13 protein-coding genes are annotated in these 13,355 nt (G+C 70.0%); 6 read left to right on the forward strand and 7 right to left on the reverse strand.

All coding sequences use genetic code 11. The features are described from left to right. Both QMC84_RS17130 and QMC84_RS17135 read right to left on the reverse strand, forming a co-directional pair. On the reverse strand, positions 1 to 1,159 hold a 1,159-nt coding region (locus QMC84_RS17130), incomplete at its 3' end, for a methyl-accepting chemotaxis protein (RefSeq protein WP_300376772.1). Between the two features lie 79 nt (positions 1,160 to 1,238). Further along, a complete protein-coding gene (locus tag QMC84_RS17135; RefSeq protein ID WP_300376774.1) occupies positions 1,239 to 1,706 on the reverse strand; it encodes an Lrp/AsnC family transcriptional regulator in 468 nt (155 codons plus the stop codon). A gap of 82 nt (positions 1,707 to 1,788) precedes the next feature. Here QMC84_RS17135 and hppD point away from each other — a divergent pair, with 82 nt between their 5' ends. After that, on the forward strand, positions 1,789 to 2,982 hold the full coding sequence (hppD, locus tag QMC84_RS17140; RefSeq protein ID WP_300376776.1) for a 4-hydroxyphenylpyruvate dioxygenase: 1,194 nt from the start codon (positions 1,789 to 1,791) through the stop codon (positions 2,980 to 2,982). A gap of 171 nt (positions 2,983 to 3,153) precedes the next feature. On the opposite strand, the gene QMC84_RS17145 is transcribed toward hppD, so the two are convergent. Next, a complete protein-coding gene (locus tag QMC84_RS17145) occupies positions 3,154 to 4,374 on the reverse strand; it encodes an MFS transporter (RefSeq protein ID WP_300376778.1) in 1,221 nt (406 codons plus the stop codon). After that, the gene (locus tag QMC84_RS17150; protein WP_300376780.1) at positions 4,371 to 4,805 is read right to left on the reverse strand and encodes a MarR family winged helix-turn-helix transcriptional regulator; all 435 of its coding nucleotides are present in this window, start codon (positions 4,803 to 4,805) and stop codon (positions 4,371 to 4,373) included. Before QMC84_RS17150 ends, QMC84_RS17145 begins: the two co-directional genes overlap by 4 nt. Positions 4,806 to 4,865: 60 nt before the next feature. On the opposite strand from QMC84_RS17150, the gene QMC84_RS17155 reads away from it, so the two are divergent. Continuing rightward, complete coding sequence (locus QMC84_RS17155) at positions 4,866 to 5,402, forward strand: DUF1697 domain-containing protein (protein ID WP_300376782.1); 537 nt, start codon at positions 4,866 to 4,868, stop codon at positions 5,400 to 5,402. 52 nt (positions 5,403 to 5,454) lie between these two features. After that, entirely contained in the window at positions 5,455 to 7,302 is a 1,848-nt protein-coding gene (locus QMC84_RS17160; RefSeq protein WP_300376784.1) for a 5'-nucleotidase C-terminal domain-containing protein, read from the forward strand. 111 nt (positions 7,303 to 7,413) lie between these two features. On the opposite strand, the gene QMC84_RS17165 is transcribed toward QMC84_RS17160, so the two are convergent. From QMC84_RS17165 to QMC84_RS17175, 3 genes are read right to left on the reverse strand one after another with little or no spacing between them, the layout of a single operon-like run. Further along, complete coding sequence (locus QMC84_RS17165) at positions 7,414 to 8,184, reverse strand: enoyl-CoA hydratase-related protein (RefSeq protein WP_300376786.1); 771 nt, start codon at positions 8,182 to 8,184, stop codon at positions 7,414 to 7,416. After that, positions 8,177 to 8,761: a nicotinamidase gene (locus QMC84_RS17170; RefSeq protein ID WP_300376788.1), complete on the reverse strand. Its 585-nt coding sequence runs from the start codon at positions 8,759 to 8,761 to the stop codon at positions 8,177 to 8,179. The genes QMC84_RS17165 and QMC84_RS17170 overlap by 8 nt, the downstream gene beginning before the upstream one ends. A gap of 13 nt (positions 8,762 to 8,774) precedes the next feature. Continuing rightward, complete coding sequence (locus QMC84_RS17175; protein WP_300376789.1) at positions 8,775 to 9,977, reverse strand: ROK family transcriptional regulator; 1,203 nt, start codon at positions 9,975 to 9,977, stop codon at positions 8,775 to 8,777. Positions 9,978 to 10,178: 201 nt separating this feature from the next. Between QMC84_RS17175 and QMC84_RS17180 the strand changes: the two genes are divergently transcribed. The 3 genes from QMC84_RS17180 to QMC84_RS17190 all read left to right on the forward strand — a co-directional run bounded on the left by QMC84_RS17180 (position 10,179) and on the right by QMC84_RS17190 (position 13,348). Beyond that, positions 10,179 to 11,477 (forward strand): ABC transporter substrate-binding protein, encoded by a 1,299-nt coding sequence (locus QMC84_RS17180; RefSeq protein ID WP_300376790.1) that lies wholly within the window; start codon positions 10,179 to 10,181, stop codon positions 11,475 to 11,477. Positions 11,478 to 11,564: 87 nt separating this feature from the next. Then, positions 11,565 to 12,464: a sugar ABC transporter permease gene (locus QMC84_RS17185; RefSeq protein WP_300376792.1), complete on the forward strand. Its 900-nt coding sequence runs from the start codon at positions 11,565 to 11,567 to the stop codon at positions 12,462 to 12,464. Further along, positions 12,461 to 13,348 (forward strand): carbohydrate ABC transporter permease, encoded by an 888-nt coding sequence (locus QMC84_RS17190; RefSeq protein ID WP_300376794.1) that lies wholly within the window; start codon positions 12,461 to 12,463, stop codon positions 13,346 to 13,348. Before QMC84_RS17185 ends, QMC84_RS17190 begins: the two co-directional genes overlap by 4 nt. The last annotated feature ends 7 nt before the right edge of the window (positions 13,349 to 13,355 follow it).

Here is a 13,355-nt window from a genome sequence, read left to right on the forward strand (position 1 = left end):
TGATCACCTTGATCACGTTGCCCACCTCGGAGGAGGACTCGCCGAGCTTCGCGACCGTCGCCGTGGTGGCCTCGGCCGCCTCGACGGCGCGGCCGGCGACCGCGGCGGCGTCCGTGGCGCTGTGGGCGATCTCGCGGATGGACGCCGACATCTGCTCGGTGCCGGCGGCGACCGTCTGCACGTTGTGGGAGACCTGGTCCGCGGCCGCGGCCACCAGGTCGGTCTGGGAGGCGGCGTCGGCGGCGGTGCCGGACATCTGCGTCGACACGGCACTCAGCCGCTCGGAGGCAGCGGTGAGGTCGTCTGCGTTCGTGCTCATGTGGCGCAGCGAGCCGGAGATCGATTCGAGCGCCTCGTCGAGGGCGGTGGACATCTGCCCCACCTCGTCACCCCGGCGCAGGCCGGAGCGCACGTCCAGGTGCCCGTCGGCCACCCGACGCAGCTGGTCGACCAGGTGCCGCATCGGCCGCACGACCGAACGGGTGACCAGGAGCAGCATCGCGACGGCCACGGCGACGGCGAAACCGAGGGCGATCAGGACCAGCCGCTTGCCGGCCGCGAGGTCCGCGTCCTGCTGGTGCCGGAGCTTCTCCACCCGGGTGTCGATGAGCTTGTGGAAGCGGTCGTACGCGTCGTACGTCGCCGACCACGACTCGCCGGCGGGTCCGCCGTTGATGCTGTTCATGACCGCGGGCAGCGCGTCGAGGCCCTGGCTCTTGAGCTGGGCGCGCAGCTTGACGTCCTCGGCGAAGAACTGGTCGAAGTTCGCCTTCGCCTCGGTGATGATCGCGCTCTCCTCGGGCGTCAGCATCGAGGTGTCCATGGTGGCGAAGAGGTTCTCGATCCCCTGCTTCGACTCGGTGAAGCCCTGCACGTTGTAGGCGTCGTCGGCCAGGCCCTTCTCGGTGCCGAACGCCGCGGCGTCATCGATGTAGAGCGCCTGCCAGCCGCTGATCTCGTTGATCGCGATCAGCAGCTCGTCGCTGATCTGCAGACCCTCCTCGGCCGCCGTGACCTGGTCCTCGACCGCCGCGGCGTCGTGCTGGGTCTTCAGATCCAGGCCGAACGCGCCCAGCCACACCAGTCCGCACAGTGCGAACACGGCGCCCAGGCGCGCCCCGATCCGCAGGTCGCCGACCCTGACCATGAACTTCGACACGAATGCTCCTCGTCCTCACGCGGGGAGGCAGCAGGGGATCGCCCACCGCCGTTGTCCCCCAGATCGGCGGGACCGTCGCTCAGTTGAGGGTTCGCGCCAGCGGAAGCACCCGGTAGGGGACCTGGGTGGCCAGGGCGATGACCGTCGAGGACCGGACGATCGTCGGCGCCTCGAGCACCCGGTCGATGACGCGCTGGAGGTCGGAGTTCGACCGGGCCACCACGCGTGCCCACAGGTCGCCGGCGCCGGTGATGGTGTGCACCTCGAGCACCTCGGGGATCGAGGCGAGGTGGGCGCCGACGGTGTCGTGGCCGCCCTGGCGCGCGCTCTGGCGGATCTCGAGGGTGAGGAACGCCGTCACCGGGTAGCCCAGCGCGGCGGGCGAGAGGTCCGGGCCCCAGCCGGTGATCACCCCGACGGCGGTGAGCTTGTCCAGACGTGCCTGGACGGTGCCGCGGGCGACATCGAGGCGCCGGGAGGCCTCGAGCACGCCGAGGCGCGGTTCCTGGGCGAACAACTCGATCAACCTGCTGTCGAGGTCGTCCATCCCGATCCCTTCGACTGTGCAGATTGTCCAGTGTGTCGGGTTAGTGTTGCACATCCTGTGTGATCCTGACCACGCTGCGGCCATGACACTGACGCGGGACGAGCTCAAGGCTGACCTGACCCTCGACCAGCTCAAGGAGCTGGTCGGACTCGTGGAGTACGACGCCGCCAACGACCCGTTCCCGGTGACCGCCCAGGACGCGGTGTGCTTCGTGGTCGGCAACGCGACCCAGACCGCGGCGTACTACCAGCTCGCGCTCGGGATGGAGCTCGAGGCCTATCGCGGCCCGGAGAACGGGTGCCGCGACTCCAAGTCCTACGTGCTGCGCTCCGGCAGCGCCCGCTTCGTGTTCACCGGCGGAGTCACGCCGGACAGCCCGGTGCTCGACCACCACCGCAAGCACGGCGACGGGGTCGTCGACCTGCCGATGGAGGTGCCCGACGTCGACAGGTGCATCGACCACGCCCGCGCGATGGGCGCCACGATCCTGGTCGAGCCGCACGACGAGTCCGACGAGCACGGCACGGTCCGGCTCGCCGCGATCGCGACGTACGGCGAGACCCGCCACACCCTGGTCGACCGCTCGCGCTACTCGGGCCCGTACCTGCCCGGCTACGCGGCGGCGTCGACCACGGTCACCCGGCGTGAGGGGCAGCCGAAGCGCCTGTTCCAGGCGATCGACCACTGCGTGGGCAACGTCGAGCTCGGTCGGATGGACGAGTGGGTGACCTTCTACAACTCGGTGCTCGGCTTCACGAACATGGCCGAGTTCATCGGCGACGACATCGCCACGGACTACTCCGCGCTGATGTCCAAGGTGGTCGCGAGCGGCAACCACCGGGTGAAGTTCCCGCTCAACGAGCCGGCGATCGCCAAGAAGAAGTCGCAGATCGACGAGTACCTCGAGTTCTACGACGGCGCCGGCTGCCAGCACATCGCGCTGGCGACCAACGACATCCTGCGTAGCGTCGACATCCTGCGCGCGAACGGCCTCCAGTTCCTCGACACCCCGGACTCCTACTACGACGACCCCGAGCTGCGCGCCCGGATCGGCGAGGTGCGGGTGCCGATCGAGGAGCTGAAGAAGCGCAGGATCCTGGTCGACCGCGACGAGGACGGCTACCTGCTGCAGATCTTCACCAAGCCGATGGGGGACCGACCGACGGTCTTCTACGAGTTCATCGAGCGGCACGGCTCCCTGGGCTTCGGCAAGGGGAACTTCAAGGCGCTGTTCGAGGCGATCGAGCGCGAGCAGGAGCTCCGCGGGAACCTGTGACGCGATCGGTCCTGTGCCCCGGAACGGGTCATCGCGCGTTCTGAGGCATACGACCCACGAGTGCGCCTAGGCTGGTCGACGAGCGTTCCCCGGGAGGGAGGCGCCCACGGTCTCCCTTCTGGGAGGGAGCAACGCCCCGGCCGCCACGGCAGCCGGGGCGTTGATCGTCAGTCAGGCCAGGTCGCCGAGCAGCTCCGCCTCGGCCTCGGCCTCCGGATCTGGCGAGGGCGTGTCGACGAGGGCTCGCCGGATCGTCGTACTGCCGGCGGCGACGATCACGACCCCGACGGTGACCGCGGCGGCGCCGAACCAGAACGGCGCGGCCGCTCCGTGGCGCTCGAAGAGCTTCATCGCGACGTACGGGCCGACGGCACCGCCGGTGAACCGGACGAAGGAGTAGGCCGCGGACGCGACCGGCCGCTCCACCGGAGCCGCGCCCATGACCGCTTCGGTCACCAGCGTGTTGTTGATGCCGAGGAGCCCGCCGATGACGACGATGCCGACGGCGATCGCGGTCTCGTTCCCGGCGTTCGTCGCCATCACGGCCAGCACCGCCGCGAACAGCGCGAGCACGGCGGTCAGCGTGGGCAGGGTGCCGAAGCGCCGCTGCAGCCGGGGCGCGACGACCACCGAGGTGAACGCCAGCAGCACGCCCCAGCCGAAGAAGGTCCAGCCGATCTCCATGATCCCGTAGCTGGGCAGCGCGAACGGCCCGGCCGCCATCAGCGTGAAGAACCCCAGGTTGTAGAAGACCGCGACCAGCGCGAGCAGCAGCAGCGCCGGGTGGCGCAGGGCGCGGAACGGGTCGGCGAGCGACGTACGCCGACCTTGCGGTGGCGTTGCCGGGAGGAACAGCGCGGTCGCGACCGCCGCGATCGTCATCAGCGTGGACACGCCGTAGAACGGCGCGCGCCAGGACTGCTCGCCGAGCAGGCCGCCGACCAGCGGGCCGGTCGCGATGCCCAGGCCGAGGGCGGCCTCGAAGAGGATGACGGCCTGCGCGACGGAGCCCTTCGACGACTGCACGATCGTCGCCAGCGCGGTCGCGACGAACAGCGCGTTGCCCAGGCCCCACCCGGCCCGGAAGCCGATCACGGCTCCGACGGAACCCGACGAGCCGGCGAGGGCGGCGAAGACGATGATGAGCAGCAGCCCCGAGAGCAGCGTGCGCTTCGCGCCGATCCGGCTCGAGACGACGCCCGTCACGAGCATGGCGACGCCCATCACCGCCATGTAGCTGCTGAACAGGAGCGAGACCTGGCTGCCGGTCGCGCCGAGGTCGGCCGCGATCTCCTTGAGGATCGGGTCGACCAGACCGATGCCCATGAAGGCGATCACGCACGCGAAGGCGACGGCCCACACGGCCCGAGGCTGCTTGAGGAACGAAGTCACGAGGGGTTGCCCTTCTCGAGGACGCCCCGCAGCACGGCGACCGCCGTGGCGAGGTCCTCTGTCGTCAGTGCGGGATGGTCGGCGACGAGCGCGGCGATGCGCTCGCCGTGGCGACGGCGTACGACCGCGAGCTCGGCGCCACCCGCGTCGGTCAGTGCCACGACGCTGCCGCGAGCGTCGTCGGGGTTCGGTGCCTTGGTGACCCAGCCGCGCTCGACGAGCTGGCTCACCAGGGCCGACATGGTCGGCTGCGAGCAGCGGTCGGCCGCCGCCAGCTGGGTGACGCCGAGTGCCCCGTGCTCGTCGAGCAGCGAGATCACGCGGATGCCGGCGGGCAGCTCCAGCTCCCGGCGTACGGCGCGGACCAGGCGGGCGGCGTGCACCACCAGGTCGCTCGCGAGGTCGGCGTCAGTGGGGTCGGGCGGGGGCACGTCCGTCGACGATACATAGCAAACCTATGTAGTTCCACGTGAGGTGGCCCACGCGGCATCATGCGGCGGGTGGCGACCTACATCGGCTTCCTGCGCGCGATCAACCTCGGGGCGACCCGGAAGTTCCCGAAGGACGCGATCCGGGCGGCCGTCGAGGCGGCCGGCGGCACCGACGTCGAGACCTACATCAACACCGGCAACGTCCGCTTCGACACCCGGCTGCGCTCGCGCGCCAGGATCGAGCGGACCCTGGAGGAGGTCTTCGAGGCCGACCGCGGGTTCGACGTGCCGACGATCGTGTTCACGCCGGTGCAGCTGCGCGAGATCGCCGAGCGGGCCGCGAGCTTCGGGCACCGGGGCCGGCACTACGTCTCGCTGCTGAAGGAGGAGCCGTCGCCGGCCGCCGTCGCGGCGGTCGAGGCGCTGGCCACGGCCGAGGAGGTGGCGAGGGTCTCCGGTCGCGCCGTGCACCTCCTGCTCGGCGAGAGCTACCACGAGGCACGGCTCACCAACGCCGTGATCGAGCGTCACCTCGGGGTCGCGACCAACCGAAATCTGACTGTGATCGAGGCGTTAGTCGATAGATGGGGCGGCTAGGCGGCCGGGATGGTAGGACATTTCTCGTCCCTATCTATTTCAGGAGGAGATTGTGTCCCAAGCCATGCCGTCGCGCCGCGCCGTCCTCGCGGGTGGCGTCACCGGGGGCGCGGCGCTCGCCGCGTCCGGGTATGTCACGCCGTCGTACGCCTCGGAGGTGGACTCCCGCATCGGCAGAAGAGGCGTCCGGCTGACCGTCCTCGGCACCACCGACCTGCACGGCAACGTGTACAACTGGGACTACTTCAAGAACAAGGAGTTCGACAACTCCGCCCACGACGACATCGGCGTCGCCAAGGTCGCGACCCTGATCAAGGCGATGCGCGAGGAGCGCCGCGGCGATCCGATCCTGACCCTGGACGCTGGTGACACCATCCAGGGCACGCCGCTGGCCTACTACTACGCCCGGATCGCCCCGATCACCCAGGGCGGCGTGCACCCGATGGCCAAGGCGATGAACCTGGTCGGCTACGACGCGGCCGCGCTCGGCAACCACGAGTTCAACTACGGCCTCGACACGCTGCGGACCTTCGAGGACCAGCTGAACTTCCCGCTGCTCGGGGCGAATGCGGTCGACCCCGCGACCGGGCTGCCCGCGTTCGCGCCGTACGTGATCAAGACGTTCCGCGTCGGCCGCGGCCGCAGGCTCCGCGTCGGCGTCCTCGGTCTCACGAACCCGGGCATCGCGATCTGGGACAAGGCCAACGTCGAGGGGCGGATGGAGTTCCCGGGGCTGGTCGAGCAGGCCAAGAAGTTCGTGCCGAAGATGAAAGCCAAGGGCTGCGACGTCGTGATCGTCTCGGCCCACTCCGGCGCGGACACCTCCTCGTCGTACGGCGACGCCCTGCCGTTCCCCGAAAACGCCGCGTCGCTGGTCGCCGAGCAGGTCCCGCACGTGGACGCCATCCTGGTCGGCCACGCGCACAAGGAGATCCCACAGCGGTTCGTGCGCAACAAGGCCACCGGCCAGCAGGTGCTGCTGTGCGAGCCGTACTACTGGGGCATGCGCCTGGCGGTCATGGACCTCGTGGTGCACGAGTCCTACACCAAGCGCGGCCGGCTCAAGTGGATCGTCACCGGGAGCGGCGCCCAGCTGCTCAACTCCAACACGGTCGAGGCGGACGCCGCGGTCGCTGCGGCGGTCCAGGAGCAGCACGACACCGTCGTGTCGTACGTGAACAGCCCGATCGGCACGTCGGTCGAGGCCATGTCGGCGGCCCGGGCCGTGGTCGAGGACGTCCCGATCATCGACTTCGTGAACTTCGTGCAGGCGGACGCGGTCAAGGCCGGGCTCAGCGGCGACGCCGCGGCGCTCCCAGTGCTGTCGATCGCGGCGCCGTTCAACCGCGGCGCGTCGTTCCCGTCCGGACAGGTGACCGTGCGGGACGTCGCGGGCCTCTACATCTACGACAACACGCTGCTGGCCGTGCAGGTCAGCGGCGCGGACCTGAAGGCCTACCTGGAGTACACGGCCCGCTACTACAAGTTGGTCAGCGGCACCGGGCCGTTCACGATGGACCAGGTCACCAACGCGGTGACCACCACCGCGCCCAACGGCACGCCCGACTACAACTACGACGCCATCGCCGGTCTCGACGCGCCCCTGACCTACGACATCGACATCTCCCAGGAGGTCGGGTCGCGGATCGTCGGGCTGTCCTACGACGGGAAGGCGGTCGTCGACGCCGACCAGTTCGTGCTGGCCGTCAACAACTACCGCCAGTCCGGTGGTGGCGGCTTCCCGGCGGTCTCCACCGCCCCGGTCGTCTACAACCGGCAGAACGAGATCCGCCAGCTGCTCATCGACTGGGTCACCGCCCACGGCACCATCGACCCGACCCAGTTCGCCTCCGTCGACTGGCGCCTGGTCTCCGGCGACCAGCCGATCACGGTGAGCTGAGGCCCGACCACCGAACCGCTGTAGCGCGGGGTTGCTGGGTCTGGTGACCCCCTTCCAACAGGGCCACCAGATCCCAGAACCCCGCGTTACATGCGGCGGCGGGCGGACCGGCTACTCGCCGCGGAACACCGGTCGGCGGCGCTCGGAGAAGGCCCGCATCCCCTCGGCGGCGTCCGCGGTGCGGAGCAGGACGCTCTGGCCGGTGCGCTCCCGCTCGAGGGCGGCGTCCAGGCCGGCGAGGGTGGCGGCGTTGACCGCCTTCTTGCTCGCGGCCAGGGCCAGCGGCGGTCCGGCGGCGAGGCGCCCGGCGAGGGTGTCGACGTACGACGCGAGCTCGTGGTCCGGGACCAGGTGACTGACCAGGCCGACCTTGTGGGCCTCGGCGGCCCCCAGCGGCTCGGCGAGCAGCGCCATCCGCATCGCCCGGGCCCGGCCGACCGCGGCCGCCACCGTCAGCGAGGCCCCGCCGTCGAGCATCAGGCCGATCCGCGAGAACGCGAGGAGGAAGGACGCCGAGGAGCCGGCGACGACCAGGTCAGCGGCGAGGGCGGTCGAGCACCCCACGCCGGCCGCCACCCCGTTGACGGCGGCGACGACCGGCTTGGGGCAGGACGTGATCGCGCGGATGATCCGGTTCGCCCGGTCGAGGGCGGAGACGTCGAGGTGCTCGTGGGCGTCGGCGCCGGAGATGTCCGCGCCGGCGCAGAACGCCGAGCCCGTCCCGGTGATCACCACGACCCGTACCTCGTCCCGGCCGGTCGCCGCCTCGATCGTGCCGGCGAGCTCGTCGGCCATCTCGCCGGTGAGCGCGTTGAGCAGCTCCGGGCGGTTGAACGTCAGGCGCAGCACACCGTCAGCGGTGGCGACCCCGAGGTCAGGCAACGGTCACCCCGGCGGCCCGCATCTCCTCGAGCGCCGCAGCCGAGGTGTCCGGGGCGACGCCCGCGCACAGGTCCGCGAGCAGCCGCGTGGTGAAGCCGGCCCGGACCGCGTCCAGGGCGGTCTTGCGCACGCAGTAGTCGGTCGCGATGCCGCATACGTCCACCTCCGTCACGCCCTGAGAGCGCAGCCAGTCGGCCAGCCCCACCCCGTCGACGGTGCGGCCCTCGAACCCGGAGTACGCCGCCTGGTGCTCGCCCTTGAAGAAGATCGCGTCGAACGGCTGGGGGTCGAGGTTGGGGTGGAAGGAGGCGCCGTCGGTCCCGACCCGGCAGTGCACCGGCCAGGAGTCGCGGTAGTCGGGCTCGCGGGACCAGTGGTCGCCCGGGTCGACGTGATGGTCCTTGGTGGCGACCACGTGCGTGTACTCGGGTGCCCCGGGCCCCTGCGTGCTCCACAGGTGCAGCACCTCGGCGATGTCCGCGGCCACCCGGGCGCCGCCCTCGACCGGCAGCGAGCCGCCTTCGCAGAAGTCGTTCTGCACGTCGGTCACGACGAGGGCACGCTTCGACTCGCTCATGCCCCGGAGTCTGTCACCCGGCGACGGGTGACCGGGAGACCTGCCGGCCGGATCGAGGTGCATCGGGCGGGTCCAGGGCCACGGCGATCGCGCCCATGACCTCCGCGCGCTCCCCGAGCGCACCCCCGAGCACCGTGATCGCGGCGGCGGTGGCCGGCTGCGCGTAGCGGTCCAGCGCGTCCCGGACCCCGGCCTGCAGGGCCGGGGCCGAGCCGAACCCGCCGCCGACGACCACCTGCTCGGGGTTGAGCATGTTGGCGATGTTGGCGAGCACCCGGCCGATCCGGCGGCCGAAGTCGTTGAGTGCCCGGGTGGCGCCCGCGTCGCCCGCCTGCGCGAGCTCGAGGACGCGGGGGACGGTGAGCCGCTCGTCGTACGCCGGCTGGAGCAGCGCCACGAGCTTGGGCCCCGACACCTCGGTCTCGAGGCAACCGCGGCTCCCGCAGCGGCACATCACGCCGTTCACGTCGACCTGGACGTGGCCGAGCTCGCCGGCGATCCCGGTGGTGCCTGTGACCAGGTGGCCGTCGACGATCAGCCCGGCGCCGACACCCGTGGAAGCCTTGACGTAGATGACGTCGCGGTGGCCGCGCGCCGCGCCGTACGCCAGCTCGCCGCGGGCACCGAGGTGCGCGTCGTTGTGCACCCGGGCGACGAGCCCGGTCCGCTCCGCCAGCTCGTCGGCCGGGCGGAGCCCGCGCCAGGTGGGGAGGATCCCCGAGGTCATCCGGCCGTCGCTGTCCACGGGGCCCGGGATGCCCAGGCCGGACCCCCGCACGTCCTCGCGCTGGTGGCCGGACTCGGCGAGCAGCTCGTCGAGCAGCGTCGCCACCCGGTCCATCGACTCGCGCGGTGAGTCGTCGACGTCCAGGATGACGGAGCGCTCGAGGACGATCGTGGAGTCGGGCCGGGCCAGGGCGACCCGCACGTGGCGGTGCCCGACGTCGATGCCGGCCACGACCCCGGTCAGCGTCGCGAGCTCGAGCAGGATCGGCGGTCGGCCGCTGCGGCCCTTGTACGGCGTGCCGCGGTCGAGGCGCTCGACCAGCACGCCCTGCTCGATCAGCTGGACGACGAGGCTGGAGACCGTCGAGCGGGACAGGCCGGTGCGCCGCATCAGGTCGGCGCGGGACAGCGATCCGGCCTGCTCGATGATCGCGATCACCAAGGCGAGGTTGGCGGCGCGCAGCTCGCCCAGGGATCCGCCGTGAGCCATGCGGCGAGAATACCGGATTCATCCGGGTTCAGGACATAACGTTTTGATAATTTCCCATCTTTGATCCTTGACCCGAACTAATAGGGCTCCTAGCGTGAACGGCAGGAGCACTCGGTCGACTCCAAAGGTCCTTTCGCGCGGCGGGCAGCCGCGGGATCGCGAAGGCGCCACAACACCAAATGACCGACATATGGAGGAAAGATGAATCGCACGCGACGCGCGATGAGCGCGATGGTTGCGGCTGGTGCCCTCGTGCTCCTGGCTGCTTGCGGAGGAAGCGACAGCGACGGCAACAACGACGGCTCGTCCGACGGCGCGGCCGCGAGCGGCGAGGTCGAGGTCTTCACCTGGTGGGCCGAGGGCAGCGAGAAGGCCGGCCTCGACGCGCTGGTGGGTGTCTTCAACGACCAGTACCCGGACATCAAGTTCGTCAACGGTGCGGTCGCCGGTGGCGCCGGCAGCGATGCGAAGAACGTGCTGGCCTCCCGGCTGCAGACCAACGACCCGCCCGGAACCTTCCAGGCGCACGCGGGCGCCGAGCTGACCGACTACATCAACAACGGGCAGATCGAGGACCTGACCCAGATGTACGAGGACAACGGCTGGAACGAGTACTTCCCGCAGACGCTGCTCGACCGGCTGGAGCAGGACGGCAAGATCTACTCCGTCCCGTCCAACATCCACCGCGCCAACGTGGTCTGGGCCAACCCGGCCGTGCTCGAGGACGCGGGCGTCGACCCCAAGGCGACGTACGCGAGCCTCGACGAGTGGATCGCTGACCTGCAGAAGATCAAGGCTGCCGGCTCGATCCCGCTCTCGATCGCGACTGACTGGACCCAGGTCCACCTGTTCGAGACCGTGCTGCTCGCCGACCTGGGCGCCGACGGCTACAACGGCCTCTGGGACGGCACGACCGACTGGGCCGGTGCCGAGGTGGGCGCCGCGCTCGAGGACTACCAGACCCTGTTCGAGCTCACGAACCAGGACCGGCAGTCGCTCGACTGGCCGGACGCCACCCAGCTCGTCATCGACGGCGACGCGGCGTTCAACGTGATGGGCGACTGGGCCGTCGCCGCCTTCGAGGAGCAGGGCAAGAAGCTGGGTACGGACTACCTGGCCTACCCGGTGCCCGGCACCGACGGTGTCTTCGACTTCCTCGCGGACTCCTTCACCCTGCCGGTCGGCGCTCCCGACCCGGCCACCACCGAGGCCTGGCTCTCCACCGTGGCCAGCCCCGAGGGTCAGACCGCCTTCAACATGAAGAAGGGCTCGATCCCGGCGAACATCGAGGCCGACACCTCCGGGTTCGGCGACTACCAGCAGACCGCGATCGACTCGTACGCCAACGACGACATCGTCTCGTCGCTGGCCCACGGCGCAGCGGCCCCGATCAGCTGGCTGACCGACATCACCTCGGCCGTCGCGAAGTACGGTTCGACCGGTGACCTCGGTGGCTTCCAGGATGACCTGGCAGCCGCAGCTGAGAGGAACGCCGGCTGATCCCGGCTCGGTCGGCCCGGCCCCTCGGGGTCGGGCCGACCGGTATCCGACCAGGCGTGCCGGGCAGGCAACGGTGAGAAGGAGTGCATGGTGAACCGAGGCTGGCGATCATGGGGCCCCCCGGTCCTGCTGATCCTCCCGTCGTTGATCCTGATCGGGGTCTTCGTCTACGGCCTGATCGGCGTCAACTTCAACACCTCGCTGACCGACCAGCACCACCGCATCGGCGGTGACGTCGCCTACGTCGGCTTCGACAACTACCGGACGCTGTTCCAGGACGACACGTTCGTCTACTCGCTCAAGAACCTGCTCAAGTACACCGGCGCCTTCCTGGTCGGCACCCTGGTGATGGGCTTCCTGTGGGCCTGGCTCCTGGAGAAGGGGGTCAAGGGCGAGGGCTTCTTCCGGGCCGTCTACCTGTTCCCGATGGCGGTCTCGTTCATCGCCTCCGGTGTCGTGTGGCGCTGGCTGCTCAACAACGCCGAGGGCGACCGGGCCGGAGGCCTCAACCGGCTCTTCGACCAGGTGGGTCTCGGCTTCCTGCAGAACCAGTGGTGGACCGACCCCAACTGGGGCGTCGTCGCCATCGCGCTCCCCGCGGTCTGGCAGCTGTCCGGCTACGTGATGGCGCTCTTCCTCGCGGGCTTCCGGGGGATCCCCGACGAGCTGCGCGAGGCGGCCCGCGTCGACGGCGCCTCGGAGTGGCAGCTCTACCGCCACGTGATCTTCCCGCAGCTCAGCCCGGTCGCTCTCTCGGCCATCGTGATCGTCGGCCACATGTCGCTGAAGGTCTTCGACCTGATCATGGCGATCGCGGGACAGACGAACTACACGACCCAGGTGCCGGCGATCCAGATGTGGGTCGAGTTCACGCGTGGCGACTACGCCCGCTCCGCGGCGATCGGCACCATCCTGCTCGTGATCGTGGCGTTCCTGATCATCCCCTACCTCGTCTACACCTACCGGCAGGAGCGGCTGACCCGATGAGCACCACGGCTCTTCCCACGGCCGACGCCGTCCTCCAGCCCGCCGGCCGGCGGTCCGACCGCAACGGCGGCTCGACGGCGATGCGCACGCTCCGCTACGTCCTGCTGATCTTCTTCCTGCTCGTCGTGCTGCTGCCGGCGTACGTCCTGTTCGTCACCTCGTTCAAGGGCCTCGGCGACGCGACCCCGAGCCGGGCCTGGTCACTGCCGGAGTCATGGGAGACCGCCGGGTGGGGCCGGGCCTGGGAGGTCCTCTCGCCGGCCCTCCTGCGCACGTTCTCGATGGTCATCCCGGCCTCGATCATCTCGGCGATGCTCGGGTCGATGAACGGCTTCGTGCTCGCGAAGTGGCGCTTCCCCGGGGCCGACGTGGTCTTCACGCTGCTGCTGTTCGGGATGTTCATCCCCTACCAGGCCGTGATGATCCCGCTGGTCCAGCTGATGCAGAACCTCGGCGTGCCCAACGGCGTCCCCAGCCTGATCGTGCTGCACGTCGTCTACGGCATCCCGATCACCACGCTGATCTTCCGCAACTACTACGCCTCCGTCCCGACCGACCTGATCGAGGCGGCGCGCGTGGACGGTGCCGGGATGCTGCGCACCTACTCCTCGATCGTGCTGCCGATCTCCGCGCCGGCGTTCGTGGTCGTGCTGATCTGGCAGTTCACCTCGGCCTGGAACGACTACCTGTTCGCGCTGTTCTTCTCGAACTCGCGCAACGGCCCGGTCACCATCTCGCTGAACTTCCTCGCCAGCGGCCAGCTGCAGAACTACTCCGCCAGCATGGCCGGTGCGCTGATCGCCTCGCTGCCGACGCTGCTCGTCTACATCATCCTCGGACGTTGGTTCGTCGGCGGTCTGATGGCGGGCTCGGTCAAGGGCTGATGGACTC

The sequence above is a fragment of the Nocardioides sp. genome (genome assembly GCF_030019515.1).
GTDB lineage: Bacteria > Actinomycetota > Actinomycetes > Propionibacteriales > Nocardioidaceae > Nocardioides.

What these genes read in the sequence shown, in the direction of transcription:
- QMC84_RS17135 (WP_300376774.1), bottom strand. Translation starts at nt 1,706, where the DNA reads ATGGACGACCTCGACAGCAGGTTGATCGAGTTGTTCGCCCAGGAACCG.
- hppD (WP_300376776.1), top strand. Translation starts at nt 1,789, where the DNA reads ATGACACTGACGCGGGACGAGCTCAAGGCTGACCTGACCCTCGACCAG.
- QMC84_RS17155 (WP_300376782.1), top strand. Translation starts at nt 4,866, where the DNA reads ATGCGGCGGGTGGCGACCTACATCGGCTTCCTGCGCGCGATCAACCTC.
- QMC84_RS17170 (WP_300376788.1), bottom strand. Translation starts at nt 8,761, where the DNA reads ATGAGCGAGTCGAAGCGTGCCCTCGTCGTGACCGACGTGCAGAACGAC.
- QMC84_RS17175 (WP_300376789.1), bottom strand. Translation starts at nt 9,977, where the DNA reads ATGGCTCACGGCGGATCCCTGGGCGAGCTGCGCGCCGCCAACCTCGCC.
- QMC84_RS17180 (WP_300376790.1), top strand. Translation starts at nt 10,179, where the DNA reads ATGAATCGCACGCGACGCGCGATGAGCGCGATGGTTGCGGCTGGTGCC.
- QMC84_RS17185 (WP_300376792.1), top strand. Translation starts at nt 11,565, where the DNA reads ATGGTGAACCGAGGCTGGCGATCATGGGGCCCCCCGGTCCTGCTGATC.
- QMC84_RS17190 (WP_300376794.1), top strand. Translation starts at nt 12,461, where the DNA reads ATGAGCACCACGGCTCTTCCCACGGCCGACGCCGTCCTCCAGCCCGCC.